At 41.1% G+C, this 21,701-nt stretch carries 18 protein-coding genes and 1 pseudogene; 14 read left to right on the forward strand and 5 right to left on the reverse strand.

Going from position 1 to position 21,701, the window contains the following annotated elements:
• The first annotated feature begins 13 nt into the window (after nucleotides 1-13).
• The 3 genes from IGI77_RS05260 (at nucleotide 14) to IGI77_RS05270 (ending at nucleotide 1,951) form a co-directional block, all read left to right on the forward strand.
• Nucleotides 14-262: a GlsB/YeaQ/YmgE family stress response membrane protein gene (locus tag IGI77_RS05260; RefSeq protein WP_005225422.1), complete on the forward strand. Its 249-nt coding sequence runs from the start codon at nucleotides 14-16 to the stop codon at nucleotides 260-262.
• Between the two features lie 184 nt (nucleotides 263-446).
• Nucleotides 447-848, forward strand: coding sequence for an Ohr family peroxiredoxin (locus tag IGI77_RS05265; protein WP_438769636.1), 402 nt, complete (start codon nucleotides 447-449; stop codon nucleotides 846-848).
• Nucleotides 849-925: 77 nt separating this feature from the next.
• The gene (locus IGI77_RS05270; protein ID WP_438769637.1) at nucleotides 926-1,951 is read left to right on the forward strand and encodes a hypothetical protein; all 1,026 of its coding nucleotides are present in this window, start codon (nucleotides 926-928) and stop codon (nucleotides 1,949-1,951) included.
• 60 nt (nucleotides 1,952-2,011) lie between these two features.
• Here IGI77_RS05270 and IGI77_RS05275 read toward each other — a convergent pair whose 3' ends face one another.
• Nucleotides 2,012-2,356, reverse strand: coding sequence for a hypothetical protein (locus IGI77_RS05275; RefSeq protein WP_271810704.1), 345 nt, complete (start codon nucleotides 2,354-2,356; stop codon nucleotides 2,012-2,014).
• Between the two features lie 292 nt (nucleotides 2,357-2,648).
• Here IGI77_RS05275 and pepA point away from each other — a divergent pair, with 292 nt between their 5' ends.
• The 4 genes from pepA (at nucleotide 2,649) to ytpR (ending at nucleotide 5,844) form a co-directional block, all read left to right on the forward strand.
• Nucleotides 2,649-3,725, forward strand: coding sequence for a glutamyl aminopeptidase (pepA, locus tag IGI77_RS05280; RefSeq protein WP_005225427.1), 1,077 nt, complete (start codon nucleotides 2,649-2,651; stop codon nucleotides 3,723-3,725).
• A gap of 133 nt (nucleotides 3,726-3,858) precedes the next feature.
• Nucleotides 3,859-4,179, forward strand: a complete 321-nt coding sequence (locus IGI77_RS05285) for a thioredoxin family protein (RefSeq protein WP_034857755.1) — start codon at nucleotides 3,859-3,861, stop codon at nucleotides 4,177-4,179.
• 12 nt (nucleotides 4,180-4,191) lie between these two features.
• On the forward strand, nucleotides 4,192-4,653 hold the full coding sequence (locus IGI77_RS05290; RefSeq protein ID WP_005225429.1) for a universal stress protein: 462 nt from the start codon (nucleotides 4,192-4,194) through the stop codon (nucleotides 4,651-4,653).
• Between the two features lie 576 nt (nucleotides 4,654-5,229).
• Nucleotides 5,230-5,844, forward strand: a complete 615-nt coding sequence (gene ytpR / locus IGI77_RS05295; RefSeq protein WP_142964304.1) for a YtpR family tRNA-binding protein — start codon at nucleotides 5,230-5,232, stop codon at nucleotides 5,842-5,844.
• Nucleotides 5,845-5,912: 68 nt separating this feature from the next.
• Here the strand turns inward: ytpR and IGI77_RS05300 are convergent, their stop codons facing one another.
• Nucleotides 5,913-7,217, reverse strand: a complete 1,305-nt coding sequence (locus IGI77_RS05300) for a S1C family serine protease (protein WP_010747716.1) — start codon at nucleotides 7,215-7,217, stop codon at nucleotides 5,913-5,915.
• A gap of 373 nt (nucleotides 7,218-7,590) precedes the next feature.
• Between IGI77_RS05300 and rlmH the strand changes: the two genes are divergently transcribed.
• The 5 genes and pseudogenes from rlmH to IGI77_RS05325 all read left to right on the forward strand — a co-directional run.
• Nucleotides 7,591-8,070, forward strand: a complete 480-nt coding sequence (gene rlmH, locus IGI77_RS05305; protein WP_008379108.1) for a 23S rRNA (pseudouridine(1915)-N(3))-methyltransferase RlmH — start codon at nucleotides 7,591-7,593, stop codon at nucleotides 8,068-8,070.
• Nucleotides 8,071-8,279: 209 nt separating this feature from the next.
• The gene (locus IGI77_RS05310; protein WP_438769638.1) at nucleotides 8,280-9,371 is read left to right on the forward strand and encodes an EVE domain-containing protein; all 1,092 of its coding nucleotides are present in this window, start codon (nucleotides 8,280-8,282) and stop codon (nucleotides 9,369-9,371) included.
• Between the two features lie 64 nt (nucleotides 9,372-9,435).
• Complete coding sequence (gene truA, locus IGI77_RS05315; protein ID WP_142967078.1) at nucleotides 9,436-10,173, forward strand: tRNA pseudouridine(38-40) synthase TruA; 738 nt, start codon at nucleotides 9,436-9,438, stop codon at nucleotides 10,171-10,173.
• Between the two features lie 42 nt (nucleotides 10,174-10,215).
• A complete protein-coding gene (map, locus tag IGI77_RS05320) occupies nucleotides 10,216-10,980 on the forward strand; it encodes a type I methionyl aminopeptidase (protein ID WP_438769639.1) in 765 nt (254 codons plus the stop codon).
• 1,164 nt (nucleotides 10,981-12,144) lie between these two features.
• A pseudogene (locus tag IGI77_RS05325) lies at nucleotides 12,145-12,321 on the forward strand (transposase); the annotation flags it as partial.
• Here the strand turns inward: IGI77_RS05325 and IGI77_RS05330 are convergent.
• Both IGI77_RS05330 and IGI77_RS05335 read right to left on the reverse strand, forming a co-directional pair.
• Entirely contained in the window at nucleotides 12,310-15,135 is a 2,826-nt protein-coding gene (locus IGI77_RS05330) for a family 78 glycoside hydrolase catalytic domain (RefSeq protein WP_438769640.1), read from the reverse strand. The pseudogene IGI77_RS05325 and the gene IGI77_RS05330 sit on opposite strands and share 12 nt — an antisense overlap.
• Before the next feature lie 19 nt (nucleotides 15,136-15,154).
• Nucleotides 15,155-16,840, reverse strand: a complete 1,686-nt coding sequence (locus IGI77_RS05335; protein WP_015509243.1) for a glycoside hydrolase family 3 protein — start codon at nucleotides 16,838-16,840, stop codon at nucleotides 15,155-15,157.
• A 277-nt stretch (nucleotides 16,841-17,117) separates the two neighbouring features.
• Here IGI77_RS05335 and IGI77_RS05340 point away from each other — a divergent pair, with 277 nt between their 5' ends.
• Nucleotides 17,118-18,134 carry an AraC family transcriptional regulator gene (locus IGI77_RS05340; protein ID WP_438769641.1) on the forward strand — a complete coding sequence of 339 codons (1,017 nt, stop codon included), beginning with the start codon at nucleotides 17,118-17,120 and terminating at the stop codon, nucleotides 18,132-18,134.
• A gap of 16 nt (nucleotides 18,135-18,150) precedes the next feature.
• Here IGI77_RS05340 and IGI77_RS05345 read toward each other — a convergent pair whose 3' ends face one another.
• The gene (locus IGI77_RS05345; protein WP_395997089.1) at nucleotides 18,151-19,113 is read right to left on the reverse strand and encodes a helix-turn-helix domain-containing protein; all 963 of its coding nucleotides are present in this window, start codon (nucleotides 19,111-19,113) and stop codon (nucleotides 18,151-18,153) included.
• A 116-nt stretch (nucleotides 19,114-19,229) separates the two neighbouring features.
• Between IGI77_RS05345 and IGI77_RS05350 the strand changes: the two genes are divergently transcribed.
• A complete protein-coding gene (locus IGI77_RS05350) occupies nucleotides 19,230-21,623 on the forward strand; it encodes a sugar-binding domain-containing protein (RefSeq protein ID WP_368264142.1) in 2,394 nt (797 codons plus the stop codon).
• Nucleotides 21,624-21,701 lie beyond the last annotated feature (78 nt).

Here is a 21,701-nt window from a genome sequence, read left to right on the forward strand (position 1 = left end):
GAAGGAGAAAAATATGCATTGGTTATGGGTATTAATCGTAGGAGCTATTATCGGTTTGATCGCCGGAGCTATCACAAATAAAGGTGGATCAATGGGTTGGATCGCCAACATCGTTGCAGGTTTAGTAGGTTCAGCTATTGGACAAGCGATCTTAGGTTCTTGGGGTCCATCACTTGCTGGAATGGCAATCGTCCCATCAATTATTGGTGCGGTTATTGTAGTTGCTGTTGTTTCATTCTTCTTAGGACGTTCAAACGGCTAGTCCATTCAGCAATTGTTTTCATTCATTTATTTCGGGTAGGAACTACCTTGAATAGACAGGCAAATCCAGAGTTTCTGGGTTTGCCTTTTTTGTTTTTTAAAAGGATGCATAAGCAATCCTTTTGTCAGATTAGAAAATTGTCGTTACACTTGAAGTAGGTCAAAAAAAGAAAGGAAGAGGTTCAATGAAAAAGCAATATGAAACAGCGATGATCAATCGAGGCGGACGTGTCGGAGAGGTCGAAGCACCAAACGGTAGTTTTCACCTGAAAATCGAAAAGCCAGGTCTTCATAGTGAAGGGACCAATCCAGAGCAATTATTTGCCGCAGGATATGCTTCATGCTTCAACGGTGCCGTACAGCATATGCTGAAAGAGCATAACATCGAATCCGAATCCGAAGTTAAAGCAAGAGTGTCTTTGTATCAGCATGAGGACGGTAGTTACCAAATCGGCGTGATTTTAGAAGTATCGTTACCAGGCGTTGAAAAAGCCGAGGCAGAGAAAATCGCAGAAGAAGCCCACGATTTTTGTCCGTATTCTCGGGCCACTCGCGGCAACATTGATGTCGAAGTTCAAGTAGTCTAAGCATTATTACGAATAGACAAACAATAAGCGGCTGGTAAATCAGCCGACAAGAGGGAATTCATCAAGGAGGCCAATCAATGAGACAAACAGAGAGCTTGCTGCTTTTGGGCGTGTTTGTGGTTGGCCTTTTTGTGGTGTACTGGCTAAAAAAGCACCGACAGGCGCGCCACAACCAAGCACTGGCAGCCCAGCTGAAGCGTTACCCCAGCGTGCGGCAAGCGTGGCTGGCAGCCGGGGCGAAAAGGGAAGCAGTCCTTTTGGTTCCAGGTTTAAAAGAAGCCACTGCCGCAGTGGCAACGACGAAAGCAGAAACGAGGCTGCACAAGCATGCGAATCAGTGTGAAGCAATGACCCCACAAGGGTTGGCCGTTTCCGATGACTATTTGTTCATCTCAGCGTATTGTTCGCAGCAGGAACATCACTCACAGCTTTATATAATAGAAAGAACGAGCGGGCGGCATCTGAAAACGGTGGTTCTGCCAAAGCGACCCCATGTCGGTGGGCTAGTCTTTGATCGAGCAACGCAAATGCTGTGGCTAACCATTACAGGGAAAGGAATGGGGCGCGTGGCGTGTGTTTCTCTACAAGCACTGCTGGAAGATGATTCCTTGGCAACCAATCAGCCTATCGCTTATCAGCAAGTCATCGAATTGGCAGGCATCACTCACAGCTCCTATTTGGCAGCCGATAGCGGTGAACTTGTCTCAGGGACCTTTGCCTTGAAACAAGGGGGCGTGGTGGCGAATTATCCGCTGCCTGTTCTTTCAGACAGCGGTCGCAAAACGCCTCCTCGCATCAAGCCTCGTAAGAGAAGGGTCACCACCACGAAAGTCCAAAGTATCGCCTTTACCACTGAATACATGTTGCTGGCACGTTCCTTTGGACCCGGGTCGGCGGAGTTATGGGTCTTTTCAAAGGATGCAACGGTGCTGACCCGCAAACATGCGTTGCGACGCATCAAGTTTCCCCATTACCTTGAACAGATCGTGGTAGAAAAAGGACAGCTGTACTGCTTGTTTGAAAGTGGGGCATGGGCGTATCGGCAAAAAGGCGGCAGCATCGATGAAGTCGTGGTATTGGACCTTGCGACCTTGCTCCAGTAAAAGCACTGCTTAAAAAGAAAAAAGACCAGCCTCTTAAGAAGCTGGTCGTAAGTGCAGTGATTAGTCCACGATTGCTCGTTGGATATCTAAGACGGTACCTGTATGAGCATCTGCCAAAAATTCATAGGTGACAAGCTGCCCGTCTTCGGTGCGGGTGATGCCGCCAGTATATCCTTGGGAAGTGATCGCAAATTTGCGCAAAGGTTGTTTTTCGAAATTGATCCAAGAACCTTCGATCGGTCCTTCTTTGATAAATGCTGCTTTTATATTGTCTAAGACATCATCGGCATTCATGGCTTGCCTTTTCTTCAACCAGATCGTTGAAAAAATCCCTCCTGCAAAGCCAAGACCTAAACCGATGGTCAGTCCATTTCTAAAATAATGCAATGGATGCTCATTCTCCATCTAATGTCCCTCCTAAAGTAAGTTTTCCCGAATGTTTTGATCTCGGTGAAAGCACAGGTTCTCTTAACAATAGTTTACCATAGTTTAGAAATATTCTATAAGAAAAATAACCAACAATAGAAATTTGCGCTATAATAAAGAATATCAGTAGGAATAAGGAGGAAGAGAGCACATCCGTTGTTTCGCCCAAAAATTGCTGGAAAACACAGCAACAGCAAGCGTTGCTTTTTCAAAAAAAGCAGCTTTGTTTCTTTAGGGCAGCAAACAACCGATCCGTGTTTCTCGAATGATCATGGAAGAAAAAACATTTCAACGCATCAAAGAACTAACGGAGTTACAAGGAACCAGTGGGTTTGAACACGACGTGCGGGCGTATATGCGTGAAGCGATGACCCCCTTGGTGGACGAGATCCAACAAGACGGCTTAGGCGGCATCTTCGGTTTGCGTCACCACCAAGAAGCAGATGCACCGCGAGTGATGGTAGCTGCTCACATGGATGAAGTTGGTTTCTTATTGACGACGATCACCGATCGCGGCTTATTCAAAGTCACTCCTTTAGGCGGATGGAACCCTTATGTGGTTTCTGCTCAACGCTTTACATTGAAAACAGCGAAAGGCGATTATCCATGTGTTTCTTCTTCAGTACCGCCACATTTGTTGCGAGGAAGCAGCGGTCAAAAAAATGTTGAAGTCACAGATATTTTGTTTGATGCTGGGTTTGAATCAAAAGAAGAAGCAGAAAGCTTTGGTGTACGTCCTGGCGATACGATCGTCCCACAAGTGGAAACCATCAAAACAGCCAATGGGAAAAACATCATCTCGAAAGCTTGGGACAACCGTTACGGCTGTGCAGTCGTATTAGAAGCACTTGAAGCCTTGAAAGAGGAAACGTTAGGCCATACGCTGATTGCTGGTGCCAACGTTCAAGAAGAAGTTGGCTTACGGGGTTCTCGTCCGTCTGTGACGAAATTCAAGCCAGACTTGTTCTTTGCGGTCGATTGCTCGCCAGCAGATGACACAGTCACCAAAAATGGTACCTTTGGTCATCTAGGGGCAGGGACTTTGATGCGAATCTATGATCCAGGCATGATCATGTTGCCACGGATGAAAGAATTCTTGTTGGATACAGCAGAAAGCAACAACATTCCGTACCAATACTTTGTTTCAAAAGGTGGTACCGATGCTGGTGCGGCACACATGGCAAATGAAGGGATCCCAAGTTCAGTCATCGGTGTTCCTGGACGTTACATCCATACTCACCAAACATTATTCAGTATCGCTGATTATGAAGCGGCACGGGAAATGGTGATTCAAGTCTTGAAAGGTTTGGATCGTTCCACTGTTGATACGATCTTGGCAGGACAATAAGCGAGAACGAACGAAAGCAAAGAGACAGCCATCCGTTGTCTCTTTTTTTCTGCAGGGGTTTGCAAGATCAGCATGTCAGTTGGTAGTCCCTGAAAGAAAGGTGTATACTGAAAGAAAAGAAAGTGGTGAGCATTTGATTATTCCAAAAGATTTAGCAGAGTTAGCAACATATGTGGAGAAAGGCAAAAATGTCTTCTTTTTCACCGCCGATTGGTGTGGTGATTGCCGCTACATCAAACCGCAATTGCCTGAAATCGAAGCGGACTTTCCAGAGCTTCAATTTATCGAAGTCGACCGTGATGAATACATGGATGTAGCGGTTGAATGGAACATTTTTGGGATTCCTAGCCTCGTCGTTATCGAAGACGGCAAGGAGCTGGGACGGTTAGTCAACAAGGATCGCAAAACCAAAGAAGAGATCGAAGCCTTTTTAACCAGCGTACAATCAGCATAGGAGGGGAAAAAGATGGAAGCACAAAGATATCAAAACATTTTAGTAGGGATCGACGGTTCAGATCAAGCGATGTCTGCCTTCAAAAAAGCAGTGGAAGTCGCTCGTCGAAATCAAGGGAAGGTCTATGCCGCAACGATCATCGATCAGCAAGTGCCGACCATGATGGGCTATGCACCTTTGGATAGTTCGATCTTGGAACAAGAAAAAGATACGGCGAAAAATCTGATCGACGACTGCAAAGCTTACGCAAAATCAGTGGATTTTGATTTAGTAGAAGGCATCGTCGCTTACGGCTCCATCAAAGACGCCCTTGCCACTCAATTGCCAGACCAATACGACATCGATTTGATCATGGTGGGGCAATCTGGGCTGAATGCCGTGGAACGCTTCATGATGGGGAGTGTCGCCAGCTTCGTTATCCGTGAAGCCCGGTGCGACGTGCTGATCGTATCGCCTGAAGAAACCAAAGCGTAAGGTCATTTTTTGAAAAAATAAGCTTGTCGTTGCCGAGTTCTTTTTCTTAGAGAAGATGGCAGCAAAAGAAGACAAGGGTTAAAAGAAAGTTCCTGAGAACCAGCGATGTTTCACTTGTTAGCAAAGCATTGGCTTTCGTTGATGAGCTGCAGCTGGTTCTTAGGTTTTTTTGTGCTCGTTTTGAGGGAAGATATCTGTCGCTGTTGTCTTGTTTCGTAGGTAATAGTGCCAAACAGAAGTTTTTAGAACCAGCGTTTATCGACTCGTTAGCAAAGCAGCGTCTTAGCTAATAAGCCGCAGCTGGTTCTTAGTTTTTTCCTGTATACAGTTTTTGGATAACTTATTGTTGTTGCCTTCTTTCGTAGAAAGTATTCTACCAGCAAGTTCTTCAGAAGCCGCGGGTTCTGCTCCTTCGCCAATCCTCAACCTAAGCCAGCCAGCAGAAGTTGGTTCTCAGGTGTTTTTTGTCTTTGAAAATGAGTAGAATTTCAAGAAAACAAAGAAATTCCATGACGGATGCCGAAAAATTTGTTAAGATTATGGGCGGAATGTGTAAGTACCTAAGGAGGAAAAAACGTGATTTTTGCTTATAACAAAGAATATGTCAGTGATACACTGCTTGCCATCACAGCAGATGATAAAGGATTAGAACAAACCGTCGAACGCAAAGGCAATGTTGCCCAAATCAAAAATGAAGAAGGCACGATCGTCGGCTGGAACTTTTTTGCGATCTCAGAAGTGATGACGATCGAAGGCCGTGGCCAAGTGACGTTGACGAAAGAACAAATCCAACAATTGAACACCATGATCAAAGAAGCAGGATTCAGCGAAGAACTGCCAGAAGATACAGAACCAAAAATCGTCGTTGGCTATGTGAAATCTTGTGTGGAACATCCAGACAGCGACCATCTATCTATCACGGAAACAGAAGTCGGGGATGGGGAAGTTTTGCAAATCGTCTGTGGCGCTGCCAATATCCGTAAAGGCTTGAAAGTCGTTGTCGCAAAACCTGGCGCAATGATGCCAGATGGCTTGATGATTTGGCCGGGGACGCTTCGTGGCGTAGAAAGCTTCGGAATGATCTGCTCTGCTAAAGAACTGCATTTAGAAGGTGCACCAATGAAAAAAGGCATCCTTGAGCTGCCTCAAGATGCCGTTGTAGGTGAAGCTTTTCCAGTCGGTAAAGCCTAAAAAAATGAACTGCCGCTTCCTGTTTTTGCGGCAGTTCATTTTTTGATTGTTTCGATTGGTTTTGATGATTAGTTGCTGCTGTCTGTTGATTGTTCGTTGATCGACGTATCAACGGAAAGTTTTACTTCTGCTGTTTTTTCTTCATCGCCACGATAGAAGGTTACAGTGATCGTGTCACCGACTTTGTGTTTGTACAACGCAGATTGCAGATCCGTTGTTGTGCTGACTTCTGTGTCATCGATCTTCGTGATAACGTCATATTGTTGCAATCCTGCTTGTTCTGCTGGTGTTGCATTGTTGACTGAGTAGATCACAACGCCTGAAGTTACGGATGAAGGAACTTTCAAGATTTGTTCTTGTTGTTGTGATGTGATGGAACCTAAATCGATCGTTTGGATACCTAGTGCAGGGCGAACCACTTTGCCGTCTGCTTCTAGTTGATTGATGATTTCAACGACATCGTTACTTGGGATCGCAAAGCCCATCCCTTCGACACTAACACCTGAAGCAGAGCCAGAGGTGCTGGCGATTTTACTTGAGTTGATCCCAATCACTTGACCATCAACGTTGATCAGTGGACCACCTGAGTTCCCTGGGTTGATCGCAGCATCCGTTTGGATCGCATTGATGCTGATCGTACCACCAGATTCGTTTTGGCTTGTTACTTGACGATTCAAGGAAGAAACGATCCCTTGTGTCACAGAGTTTGCGTAGTCAGAGCCTAGAGGTGAACCGATCGCGATGGCTGGTTCGCCGACTTTCAAGGCACTTGAATCACCAAATGTTGCGGCAGTCGTCACATGCTCTGAAGAGATTTTCAATACAGCTAAGTCTGTGTAAGCGTCAGTACCGACCAATTCAGCTTTGACTTTCGTACCGTCAGCTAAGACAACTTCCAAACCGTCTTGACCTTCTACGACGTGGTTGTTGGTTACGACATAGGCATCGTCGCCATCGATTTTGTAGATGACCCCACTCCCTTCAGAAGAAGCTTCTAAAGCACTGTCGTCGTCGCTTTGGCTATCGCCTTCACTTTGTCCACCTTGCTGACCAAAGAGGCTGTTCCAGTCGTTGCTTTGACTTTGTTGTAGATTAATGATGGAAACGACAGAATCTTGTACTTTTTCAACTGCCTCAGTGACATCGCTAGTCACATCAAGTTTTACATTGGATACTTGGGTTTGTCCGTTAGAATCTTGGACCCCGCTGTTGGTCGTGGTTTCTGGTGTTGAAGTCAAAGAGGAACCCATTGCCAGATACAGACCGCCGAAGGTCAATAAACCGCCGACCATACCGCCTAAAATCCCAATACCTAATCGTTTTAATAAACCAGGAGAAGTTTTCTTACCTGGTGTGACATATTTTCTTGCCATTACTATTTCCCCCTTAATGAATAATTCGTTATAATCAGTATATTCCTTCTATCTGAGATTAGTCTACTAAGAGATTTTGAAAAAAATATGAAGAAGTTGCGTAAGAATCTGTTTCAAACGATGAAATTTTCTTCGCAAAACCCGTTCATTTTTGAATAAAAATAGCAGGCAAAACTGGGGAGAAGCGAAGGTCTTTTTATCCACAGTGTGTGGACAAACTTGAAATCTTTGGTTGGGTGGATGAAGAAACCCTTGAAGTGTCGCATTTTTATAGATAAGATAGAAGGATTTATAAGAAAGTCAAAGTGTGTAAAAGATTGTGGATAGCATTGTCCACATTTTCATAAAATAAGGGGATAACGAGGAGGAACCTATGAAAATCAAAATCGTCACAGTAGGAAAACTAAAAGAAAAGTACCTCGTTCAAGGAATCAACGAGTACGCCAAGCGATTGGGGGCATACGCAAAGCTTGAGTTTGTCGAAGTACCAGATGAAAAAGCACCAGAAACCTTGAGTGAAGCCCAAATGCTGCAGATCAAAGAAAAAGAAGGCCAGCGCATTTTAGCCAAAATCAAAGACACCGAATATGTCTTTGCCTTAGCGATCGAAGGCACCAATCCTACCAGCGAAGCCTTCGCCAAACAAATCGATCAACTCGGCATCCAAGGAAAAAGCCAACTGACCTTCGTCATCGGCGGCTCCCTAGGATTGAGTCAAGAAGTCATGACCCGCAGTGATGCCAAAATCTCTTTTGGCAAAATGACCTATCCGCACCAACTCATGAAACTGATCTTATTGGAGCAAATCTATCGTGCGTATCGAATCAATACGGGGGCGCCTTATCATAAGTGATTTTAGGAAGGAGTATATATAAAATATCCAGATTGATTATAATTGATGATAGGCATTAAAACTATCTGTACACTTAACAAATTTTCTTTAGATGGATGGAAGAAAAGATTTAGAATATTTGATAGCGAAAATAGCTACTCAATTAATTATCTATGCTTTTAATAGGCTAATAATCTGGAAAGATGTATAACGATTTAAGGAGGATTGTGATGACGAGATATTGGTTACTACCATGTAACCCTCAAAAATTTGATATTAAGAATGCACTTGAAAAATTTGGTGGTTACGTTGATTGGCGAAAGAAAAAAAACATAAAGAATAGTGATGTTGTTTACTTATACGAGTCAAATCCTACTCATGCGATCACTGCAAAGTTTGTGGTGGTGAACGATAGCATAGCTGCTGATAGTAGATTCAGAGACGAGGAATTTTGGCATAATGAGAGTAGCTTTGATTCAGACACCTTCACTCGTATGCGTTGCATTAAAGTTTTTGATTCTCCCATACCATTGAAATGGTTAAAAGAAAATGGTTTGAAGAGTAATATTCAGTCAGCTGAAAAAATCAATACAACTTTACTTAAAAATATTCGAATGGTTGAGTTTTCTGAATTAATCAAAAACTTTCCTGAAATAAAAAAATCTCCAAGAGATAGGGAATACAGTCAATATACTGAGAGCGTTATTTCGAAAATCGTTGAGTCTTATTTAGTTCAAGGAAAAAGCCACAGAAAAATCGATGAAGAGGTTCTTAATTTTGATTCAAAGAAATCCAAAGGGTATCAAGCGATGGGGGTTCTTCATTATTTAGGTTTAGTTGATAATCATAAAGGTTTTTTAGCTAATTTAACTTATGATGAAGTGGTATTTATTCTGGAAAACGTTCCTGCAAATGATATTTTGGCAGCTTTTAGTGATGTTGAAGATAATATTCAAAAAAGTGATTTAGAAATACTAGATGATTATGTGACAAGAGTCAAAGCAAAAGAAGGAAAGAAAATTGAAATTTATACCTACAAATATGAAAGAAATCCCAAACTGAGAGCAGAAGCAATAAGATTACATGGGTTTACCTGCAGAGCCTGTGGATTCAATTTTGAAGAACACTACGGGAATCTAGGGAAAGAATATATAGAGATTCATCATGTACAGCCATTGTACTCGTTTAATGAAGAAAAAGAAATCGATCCATCGAAAGATCTTGTACCATTATGTTCTAATTGTCATCGAATGATTCATAGAAAAAAAGACAGCATATTATCTATTGAAGAGTTAAAGAACATATTAAATGCAGCTCATTAGCTGATTAAAAGCAAGATGAAGCAAAACTATCCACCGATAGTATCGGTAAAAAGGAGCAACAACCATGCGAAATATCAAATTAACGATTGAATATGACGGCAAGCGCTACTTAGGGTGGCAACGACTAGGAGATTCAGAAAAAACCATTCAAGAAAAAGTTGAAGGGGTCATCAAATTATTGACGGGAGAAGAAATTGAGATCGTGGGTTCTGGCAGAACCGATGCGGGCACGCATGCTCGAGGACAAGTGGCGAATTTCAAGACGACTCATCAAATGAGTTTGCCAGAGATGCAGCAGTTCTTTAACCGTTATTTGCCGCAAGACATCGTCGTCAACAAGATTGAAGAGGTGCCTGAGCGCTTCCATGCACGCTATCACGCCAAAGGCAAGCAATACAGTTATTATGTTTGGAACAACGCAATCCCATCGGTCTTTGCTCGCAATACCAGTTTTCATTGCCCGCAACCCCTTGATTTGGAAAAAATGCAGCAAGCGGCTGAGAAGTTGATCGGCACCCATGATTTTATCGGCTTTTCTGCATTGAAAAAATCAAAAAAATCAACGGTGCGCACGATCGATGAAATCACCATCACACCAGAAGGCGACCTATTGCGGTTTACCTTCAAAGGCAACGGCTTTTTGCATAAAATGGTCCGAATCTTGACAGGCACACTGATTGCCATTGGCGATGGCACACTGCCGCCAGAAGTGATCGATCAAGTGTTAGCCGATAAAATACGTCAAGCAGCTGGTGAAACAGTGCCCTCTCATGGCTTATTTCTAGATGAGGTGTATTATTAAAAGAAACATGGTAATGGCTATTTAAGGAAAGGAGATCATCTATTGATCACATTAAAATCCTCACGAGAGATCGAACAAATGAAAACTTCTGGTCGTATCTTGGCAAGTATTCACGAGCAGCTACGGGAAAAAATCGTTCCCGGTATCACCACGAACCAAATCAACGCCTTTGTCCATCAACAGATAGAATCTGCAGGGGCAACAGCCGCGCAAATCGGGTTTGAAGGGTATGAATTTGCGACGTGTATCAGTGTCAATGAAGAGATTTGTCATGGTTTCCCTTCAGAATATGTTTTAAAATCAGGCGATGTCGTCAAAGTCGATTTTTGTGTCGATTATAAAGGGGCAATCTCTGACAGCTGTTGGACGTATGCGGTAGGAGAGATTTCGCCAGAACATCAAGCGCTGATGGAAGTCACGAAAGACGCCTTGATGAGAGGCATCGAGCAAGCACAGGTCGGTAACCGAGTCGGCGATATTGGTTATGCGATCCAAAGCTTCGCTGAAGAAAAAGGGTATGGTGTCGTGCGGGACTTTATTGCTCACGGCATTGGCCCAACCATTCATGAAGAACCATTCTTTCCTCATTTCGGATTACCTGGCAAAGGAATTCGGTTGAAAGAAGGCATGACGATCACCATCGAACCGATGATCACGACAGGTACTTGGCGCATGAAGATGGACCCGAACGGCTGGACAGCAACCACCATTGACGGCAGCTACTGTGCCCAATATGAACACTCGATCGCCATCACCAAAGAAGGTCCAGTTATCATGACATTGCAAAAGGAAGAAACAAGCAAATGAATTTAAGAAGTTCATTTGCTTGTTTTTTCTACTCTGTCAACTATAAAAAATATTTTTTAGTGCTTCAAAATTACAAGTAGTAACATTTATCTATAAAAAATAGGCAATAACGTACTATACATTTATCCATCAATCAAATGGATGTACAAAAAAAGCAGTTATTATGGTTATTTCAGATTTGATCGGTCATTATACTGTACAATTTATTCTATAAAAGCAGGGGGGGCGATATGTAAACAGTCTTTCATTCAAATTTTGGTCAAAATTTGCGTAATTAAATAAAACAAGTAAGGATGTGGAAGAAGCAGTCGTCGTAATGTCAAAAACAGAGTACGATTGTATGCAAGAAACTTTACGGCTCCTTTTTAATAATTACGTCATGAAAAAATAAGTCGAGGAAATGAACGATTTTCGAAAGGTAGGTTTGAATGAGGTTGAATCTGATAAATGATGCATGGGAGTACTATTCTTATCTGTTCTTCAGAGGCTCCATATTTTTTTGAGAGCTAACTAGTTAATTTATTTCACACCCCTTTAAAATCTATATACATAGTTAACGTTTATCTATGTCATCAAAATACCACTACTTTTCTTAACAGAAAATTTATATGATATAAGTAAAAATGTGTTCGGAAATCATATTGTTTCTGGGCAAGCTTTAATTCATTAATCATAACCTTTAAAAGTTTTTCAAGCAGAATTTATCAATGTATTTTCGTGATAATTTGATTATTTTTGTGAATATGCAGAATACTACAAAAATATATCATTTCTTTTTATTTCTTCAGGATGTAATCTAATAGTTGTAAGATAGATACTAGATGTGGAGTACTTATATTCTTCAGATTGTTAATCGCTATCTTTTGTAAGAAGATAGAAAAAAGCCTTTCGAAAAAGACGAAAGGCTCACAAATAGGGGGAGATTCGGAGTCTCCTCCAAGTTACCTACGGTGAATTATTGATTTCACAAAAATGACTTTTGAGCCTTGTGTTAGTTACTTCTCTATCTCTTAAAACACAAGTCAGACAAAGCTTTTTTGACACAATAAACAGCTTAAAGCAACATCTACCACAGTGGTTTTATAAGAATCTGACATTTTTAAATAACGAAAAAACAAGGGTTATATACACTTTTAAGATAGTTTTAGTAATTATTCAACGGGAGTAATAAACAACAAGTTAAAAGTGATAAAACGAGTTGCAAACGGCTATAGAAATTTCCACAACTTTCGAGCAAGAATTCACTTTATTCAAGTCTTAATTTTCCAAATTTCAAAATGCAGGGGAGAGGTGTCGGCGATGACCCCATCTAAATCAAATAATGCACCTTTAATCAAGTGAGATTTCCTCCCGTTCACTTAATATAGGGGTTGAGCCTAACATATCATTGATTTTTGCTAGATTCTCTGGTGTGATTTGAATAAAAGGTAAGAGTGTATTCAATTTGGTCAAGGACATAGTTCCTAAACCGCCCTTAATGGCTGTTGGATCTGCTCTGAAAAAATCTAACACAGGATCAATCGCATCAATTTTTTGAACCAACAGTTCATCTGCCATAATTTCAGCTGTAGGTGTTTCGCTATTATAGTATTCTACGTAACTTTTGCTCGGAACATAGGAGATTTCATAGGTGCCACAGGTAAGTGAGAAGCGACCGTTATTTTTTTTCTGATTGTTGACTGTTACCGGACTATTTTCTCCTCGTGGTAAATCGACATGTGCGGTCGTTCCAAAGGGCACAGTCAAGTTGAGCTTAATGGTGTGCTCGTTGTCCGCTTCGATTTGATAATTTACAGCGAACGTTCCGTATGGTGTATTGAAATGTCCATTAACTTGTTTTAAGCGGTAATCAAATAGCGGCGCAAAGTTGATTTCCTGATAACCAGGTTGAGCTGGTTGAATTCCTAGAAGATAGCTGTAGGCCCATTCCATAATTGCACCAAAGCTATAATGATTTAATGAATTCATTCCTTCTGGGTTCATGGAACCATCAGGAAGAACGGAGTTCCAGCGTTCCCAGACAGTTGTTGCGCCAAGATTTACTGCATAGAGCCAGCTTGGAAAATCTTCTAAAAGGAAAATTTTCGTGGCTAGTTTATGATAGCCATAATTAGATAAAACCTGACAGATGAAGGGAGTACCGACAAACCCGGTTTTAAGATGGTCATTGTCCTTTTTCAAGCGAGTTACTAAATCCTTAGCGACTCGCGAACGTTGTGATTGAGGAACCAATTCAAAATATAGCGCGATCGCATAAGCCGTCTGAGTATCAATTGCTAAACGGCCATTTTCAGTAATATATTCCTTAACAATTGCCTCTTTGATTCGTTGAGCTTGTTCACGATAATAAGTTGCATCATTAGGAAACTTCAAAATTTCAGCAGTTTTAGCAATGATATCATTAGAGTAGTAGTAGTAGACAGAGGCGATAAAATCTTCTTCAGTTTTTCCAGTTGGTAATGCTGGATTTTCTCCATCAAGAGCGAGCCAATCGCCAAATTGAAAGGTTCCAGTCCATAAATCACTGCTCTTACTGTTTTTTTGAATCCATGCTACCCAATCCTTCATTGCTGTGTAGTTTTGACGTAAAATCGCTGAATCACCATAAATCTGATACATGTTCCAAGGAATGATCGTTGCTGCATCGCCCCAAACCGCAGCACCGCCATCAGAATTCCCCATTGCAGGAGCATACATCGGAACCATACCATCATGCAATTGTTGCTCGATAGCGATGTCTTTTGCATATTTTTTAAAGAATGGAAAAACGTTCATATTCAAAGCAGCTGTTTTAGAAAACACTTCGGCATCGCCTGTCCAGCCAAGTCGTTCGTCCCGCTGCGGGCAATCAGTCGGAATATCTAAGAAGTTACTTTTTTGTCCCCACAGAATATTTTGAAAAAGCCGATTAACCTTTGAATTAGTGGTTTTGATTTCCCCAGTGGTTGCCATTTCAGAATGAAGGACCGCCGCTTGATAATCTTCTTTTCTCAGTGCTTGAGTGTTTCCTTCGACTTTTACATAACGATAGCCGTAGAAAGTGAAATGGGGGCGAACCCATTTTTCTTCACCGTCAGAAATATAGACAAAAGAGGCTCTTGCTTCACGTAAATTTTCGCGATAAAAGTTACCCTCCTGTAGGATTTCTCCCATTTGAAAAACAAGCTTGGTGCCTTTGGGTTCGCGGTTGTAAAATTCCATCCAACCAGTCTGATTTTGACCAAAATCAAAGACCTGTTCACCTGCCGGAGTTTCAAGGATTTCTTGAATAGGCAATCGTTCCATAATTTTTATCGGCAGACTCAATCGGTCTTGAAGTAGTGCCTTATTCTGATCTAGTAAGATCACGGACTGCCAATCGGAAGGGGTTAATGTATCATTTAAGTCTTCTCCATAATAAATCTCTGATTTAGTTACTTTTCCGCTGGTTGTTACCCATGAGCTATCAGTGGAAATGATCTCTGTTTGACCATCTTCATACGTCACGTGGAATTCTCCAATGACACATTGCTGGTCGCCGTAAATGTTTTTCATTCCGCCATCGAAGCCTAAAGTTCCTTTATACCAGCCGTCACCAGTAGTGAAGAGCAGCTCATGATCCGCTGCTTTTTGGAAGGCTGCTGTGACATCGTAGGTTTGGACTTGGATCCATTGATCGTATGCCGTAACCCCTGGCGTTAAATACTCATCACCAACTTTTTCACCATTAATATATGCTTCATAAATCCCCAATCCAGTAGCGTATAAACGCGCTTTTGCTACTTGAGACTTCACGCTGATCTTTTTTTGAAAAAGTGTATTTTGAATGGACTTATCTGGATGAGCAATCCAGTCTGCTTGGAAAGATTCATCCATTTTTCCAGTTTCAAAAAAGCTTTCTTTGGTAAACAGCTCATGATTTGTGTCTCGAATCGCAATTTCTACGTGGTAACGAGTACGCGGAATCAGTGTCAACGGAACATCAAAATAGTTAGTTTCAAATGGTTCCTGCTTGCTTTGGTAAACGGGGGCTTCATAATTATCTGTCCAGATCGTTAATTGCTTCGTAATTTCTGTGAACTGTTCTGCTTCCACTGTAAACTCAATTCGCAGATCATCTAGCTGAAAGCCAATAGGTTCTGTCATATGATTGATCAAAATTTTTGAAATTCTCATTTTTTGTACACTCCTAATTTTATAGTTTAGCCGAAAAGTCACCGCAAAATGGATCGACCGGGCTAACCCCTTCAAAGGCTTCTTTACCAGTCATTTTTCTAAGTACTGCGTCAATGCTTTCCTTATTTCCAGTATACGTATTGATGTAGGTAGATACTGCTGGGATATCAAACAAATGATAGGGATTTGCTGTTGAGATAAAGACCGTCGGGATAGCTTTCATGAACCAAGGAGCGTCCGCTGCCATTAAATGAATCCAATCGAGGCGAGTAGTGGTTTGATTGCTAGCTGTTTCGATATTTGCAACATAGAGTGCTAGATCAAATTTTTCCTTCATTTCAGCCAGGCCTTCTTCAAAAATCTCATGAAAATCTAGCCGCTTTCGGTCAAACAGAGTCACTCGAAAGCCCAGTGTCTCCAACTGTTTTTGAAAAAGATCGGAAACTTGACCGCCCTCTTTAAAACCTCCGTCATCTGAGTCACCTAAAACAACCAATCGAATTCGGGGATAACGGTTTACTGTCAAAGGCAAAAGGTGATCCCGATCTTTGACTAAAGTAACGGCCTTTTTAGCTGTTGTGGCTGCTTTTTTTGCATGTTCAGCAGTATTTAAAGTCAACGTTTCTGGCATCGTCGCTTCAAATAAACCGTGTGCCATTTTTGTTGCGAGAATTCGTAAAACAGCTTCATTGACTCGAGCCAGCTTCAATGTGCCATTTTCAACCGCTTTTTTGATAAACATATAATCCTCATCAATGTTTTTATTAAAAAGAATCATATCGATTCCGGCATTAATTGTTGCAGGTAACAGTTCTTCTCGCGAAAGAATCGAATTGTAACCAATCATCGGTGTAGCATCGGTAATCGTCAGGCCGTTAAATCCAAGTTCGTCACGTAATAGCCCATCAATTAGCCGTTTTGAAGCCGAGGCAGGTCTCAATTCTGAATCCTTTATATCCGGCGACAGCTGTTTCTCCCAAGCCGGCAGCATAATATGACCGATCATGATACTGCTAATTCCCTGATCAATAAAGGTTTGGTAGATTTGTCCATAAGAGTTCATCCAATCATCAACAGATAGGGAGTTGATGGTGCTTAACAAATGCTGATCTCGTTCGTCGACGCCGTCACCCGGAAAGTGTTTGATAACAGGCAAGATGCCATTCTTTTCCAACCCCTTAATTTGAGCCGAGGCCATTTGGATCACACGCTTTGGATCGCTGCCGAAGGTTCGAGTATTGGTGATCGGATTCCGAAAATTCAGATCGATGTCAACAATCGGAGAAAAGGACATGTTGCAGCCTACTTGAGAGGCTTCACTTCCAGCGACATTTCCTAATTCGTAAGCTTGTTCAGGATCATCTGTCGCAGCTATTTGCAGCGGCATTCCGAACCAGGTTCCTTCTGTAATAATCCCATTTCCGCCAGATTCCAAATTCGCCGAAAAGAATAGAGGGATCTCGCTGGCTGCCTGAGCAGTTGTTAATTGTCGTTTGATCTTTTCCGCTGGGGCGGGACGATACATCATACCGCCAGGGCGATAAGTTTTGATAAACTCTTTAATGTCTACTTGATCCTCGTCCTGTCCAATAACAAAAAAGAGCTGCCCGATCTTTTCATCCAAAGTCATAGTTTGGACTTTGCTTTGCAGCTGTTGAATTTGTTCATCTGCTAAGTAATAAGGTTTTTTTGATAAATCTAACATGCTTTTTGCGCCTCCAATGATTTAAAGATACTTGTTCACGCTTTCATTTTAGTCTGGAGAATTTGTTTAAACCATTGCGAAAAAACAGCTTAAGTGTGTCCATTTCATTGCTCCTTTCATCTATCTAAAATTGAGTCTTGCTTGAATGTTTTATTCATGAGATAGTTTAGGCGAAGTAATGAAAGAATATCATTCAAAAAAACAACTTAAAGATTAAAATCCTATAATTACTCGACTTATTACACAGATAGTAGCTTTTTTGAGGGGAGCTGAAGGAATGGAAGAAGAAGTTTTAACCATATTACAGAAGAGAAATCATCCTCGTAATTGGAATGAGTTGGGTTCAGAAATGAGACCAAAACAAACAGGTGTGTTGAAAAACGAGCCTATTTATGAATTTTTTCATACGTTGGACGACTCATTAGAGGTAAATCCACAATCGATCGCCATTTCGATACAGCCAGTGAGCTCCTTCATTCCATTTCATGTCCATAATTATGTGGAGATAATCGTACCTCTTGTAGGTGAATGTACCGTTATTACGAAAAACGATGAGTTAAAGTTGAAGCAAAATGACTTGATCATCATTGGCAATCATACGATTCATCGGGTGGAACCAATTGCGACCGATGTTATCGTAGTCAATTTGAGCCTAAAGGATACTGCCTTTAATTTGAATGACTATCATTTTATGTATGAGGATCGAGCAACCAAAAATGTATCCTCCTTACTTTTTTCACTGCTCTCAAATGAAACACAAGGGGAGAATATCTATCGCTTGTTTCGGACGCATCTAGATACAAAGATTCATTTGCTGTTAGAGGACATTATCCAGGAATACTATTATCCAGACACTCAATCGAATCAGATCATCCGACTAGAGCTATTAACACTCTTTGGTCGATTGATTCGTTCAGCTGCCAATGAGCAAACTGTGATTGCTGGAGAAGATGATGGATCAGTTAATTTATTATCGTTACTTTTATATATTGAAAAGAATTATGCGCACATTACGTTAGAAGAAATGGCTCAGCACTTTGGCTTCAATCCGAATTATTTATCTTCTTATTTGAAAAAGCACACCGGATTGACCTTTATCAAATTGGTTCATCTGCAACGGGTGAATGTTGCGGCAGAGTACTTAACGTATACCAATGCGCCGATTGAACAGATTGCCCTAAAGGTAGGGTATGAAAATCCCTCCTATTTTTATAAAATGTTTCGAAAACATTTAAAGATTTTACCAACTGAATATCGTGAGAAGCATTCTTTCAATGCCAAGAAAGCCGATTGAGTCTCAATCGGCTTTTTTAGAGCTTAAATTTTTGGCGATACTGATTGGGTGAACATCCAGTTTGCTTTTTAAAGAAATGATAGAAATAAGCCTCACTAGAAAAGCCTAGTCGTTCTGCAATAAGCTGAACAGTCAAATCAGTTGTATTTAATAGCTGTTGAGCTTTTTGAATCCGAATCATTTGAGCATAATTGGCCAGAGTCATTTTTGTTTGCCGTTTTAAGAGTCGATTCAGGTATTCAGGATTATAGTGCAGTGTGGCTTCGATTTCTTTTCGAGAAATATTACCAAAGCGGCTTTCAATCAAATGAATCACGCGATTAACAAGATAATCTTCTTTGGATAAATCCAGATCGATCCGCTGAAGTGAAAATTGGTTGGTGTTTTCCAATGCATCCAACAGGCGTAAAATCAATCCTCGCTGAAAATAAGCACGACCGATTTTGGAGGTAGCTACCTCTAGCTGTAAAGAATCAATGATGACATGAAAGCCTTCGCTTTGATAAGGCAAGTAGGGAGTAAACTCAATATAGCTGCGTTTCCACTGCGCATCAGATTGAAGATTTTGCTGTAAAAATTGAAAGATCGGACCTTCGCCAGAATCAATAGACAGTAATTCCTGAAGCAGCGCAGGCGATAAATTTAGAAAGACGACATTGCAGCGATCTGAAAGAATCTCCCGATGCAGAATCTGAGTATTCAATAGACAGCCTTCTCCTGCTTGAAAAATGTATTCCTTATCCTCAATATAATTTGTTAGTTCTCCCTTTAAAACATACATTAATTCAAAGTTTTGATTTTTATGCAACGCTTGATATTCCTTATTTTCAAAGGCGACGATTTTACCATCTTGCACTTTGGTATAAAGAATTTTTTCACCGATTTTTTGTTTATAGAAGATGGCGATTGGTGAATAAGTTCTGATTTGCGGAATGTCAGCATCGCCAGAATGGAGCTCTGAAAAAGGATCTCTTGTCATAAAGCACCTCCGAAAGGTCGGGAAATTGTAGTAAACGGTTTCTTGAAGTCGGTATTTTTCATTATATCACAGAGACTAACGAACTAGAATAAAGGATATTAGAGGAGGAAAGGCAGATGCGAGAAAAGAAAAAAATAAATCAGCAATGGCTGTTTCATTATGGAGAAATCGGTATGCCTAAAAAAACAGCAAAAAAAGCCCATGCATTAGGCGGATTGACCGCCCCACTAAAGGAAGAGAAAGGAGAGCCGGTAGCATACGGTGCAGGAGGCGAGCATTTTTTAAAACTGATTGCTCAAGGAGATGAGATTCAGGGATTAAAAAATTTGGCTGGAACCGATTTTGATTCTGGAATAGATCAAAATTGGCAAACCATTACCATTCCCCATGACTGGAAAATCAGCCAACCCTATAAACAAGCACCGGAATTGCTTATGTCTGGATCAAAGGAAGATGGAGTTGGTTATTATCGGAAAACTTTTTCCTTAAATGATGAGTTGATGAATCAAAAGCGCGTCATTCTACATTTTGAGGGAGTGATGCGTTCAGCAGACGTTTGGCTAAATGGTGCCTATCTAGGTCAGAACACTAGTGGATACACAAGTTTTTCTTATGATATCTCTGAGATGGCCAGATATGGAAATGAAGGAGTTAATGTATTGCTGGTAAGAGTGGATACAACCACAGGAGCAGAAGGCTGGTGGTATGAAGGCGCGGGTATTTATCGTGATGTTTGGTTAGAGTTTGCACCATTGATCGCTTTTGATAGAGAAAATGCTTACGTCTATACACAGGAGCTTCAAGAAACACAAGCAGTTATGGGAACTGAGGTTTGTATCAAGAATTACTCACAGGAGATAGTCGAGGTCTCGCCAGTAATCAGAATCAGTGAACAGCTGATCACGTTAGGAAAACAAACGTTACAGCCCTTTGAAAAGCGTATTCTTAAAGAAACATTTATTTTTCCTGCTCCAATACCCTGGTCGCCTGAAAATCCTCATTTATATGAAGCAGTTTTTCAAATGGAAACGGATGAGTGCCGTAAAAGCTTTGGCATTCGAACGTTCGCTTATGATTCACAAGGTTTTTATTTAAATGGGAATTTGTATGAACTGCGAGGTGTTTGTGAGCATCAAGATTTTGCTGGAGTAGGTGTAGCACTGAATCAGGATATCGTTGATTATAAAATTAAAACGATGAAGGAAATGGGTGTCAATGCCTGGCGCAGTGCTCATCATTTTGCTTCTGAGGAACTTATGGAGGCTTGCGATCGTTTTGGCATTCTTTTAATGAATGAGAATCGGTTGTTAGAGAGCACACCTTGGCGAATTGCTGATTTGGAAAAAATGGTTCGAAAAAGCAGGATGCATGCTTCAATTGCATTTTGGTCAGTAGCGAATGAGGAGGTCATCGGGAATACCAATCTCGGGAGTCGCATCGCTCATAAATTAGTTCGGTGTATCAAACAAAATAACTATGAATGCCTAGTTGTTTCAGCAGAACTACTTAATCCTGATGGTATAGTTGATGAAAGCTATCTAGCGAATTATGACGTACTGGGAGTAAATTATCCAGAAGCGGATGCAATGGGACCTGGCGCGATTAAAATCAAAGAGCAGTATCCAGAGCTTGCGATCATGAGTACGGAAAGTGCCTCTTATTTTTCAACACGAGGAATTTACAAAGATAATGAAGAAAATTGTCAGTGCTCTAACCTTGGATCACTATTTTCAATGATTTTACCTGGAAAGCGTCAACCTGGTGATCCCGGAGCAGGAGGTACCGCAACACCTGAAAAAGTTTTAAATTATTTGACTAAGCACCAGTATATGGGGGGAGTTTTTCTTTGGACAGCGTTTGATTACTATGGCGAACCCTCTCCTTTTGGTTGGCCAGCTATTTCTTCTCAATTCGGTATCGCTGATTTGTGCGGCTTTCCGAAGGATTATTACTACTATTATCAAGCGAATTGGAAAAAAGAACCTGTACTTCATATTCTGCCTCACTGGAATGAAGAAGGCCTCGAAATCAAAACGGATGGGATGATTGCTGTTCGTGTCTTCAGTAATGCCGATGAGGTTGAGATTTTTGTCAATGGAATAAGTTTTGGTAAGAAAAGTATTATTGGTTGTATCGCTAATTGGGAAATTCCGTATCAAGCTGGGGAATTAAAAGCTGTAGCCTATGATGGAAACCAACTCATTACCGAAGCCAAGCATCATACCAGTTCAACGATTCACGCGATTCGAAGTAAAAGGATTTTTGAAGGAAAAGAATACAGTCTTTTTGCCCTAGAAGCAGTCGATGATCACCAACGATTTGTTCCTACGGCAAATAATCAGGTAACAATTTCTGTCGAAAATGGAGATATCGTCGGATTAGCAAATGGAAATCCAACGAATCAAGATGTATATAGTCTAGCTTGTGTTCGATTGTTCCAAGGAAAAGCATTGGCTATCGTTCGAACAAGTGAAGCAAGTGTTCAAATCAAAGTGATCATTAAAAAATAAAGTCAAGGCAGAAAAAGTATCTATGAAAAGACCACAAAGCGCATGAATTCTGAATATGGCTGTAGTACTTTTTCTAGC

Source organism: Enterococcus sp. DIV0213h (assembly GCF_051711285.1).
Lineage (GTDB): Bacteria > Bacillota > Bacilli > Lactobacillales > Enterococcaceae > Enterococcus_D > Enterococcus_D casseliflavus.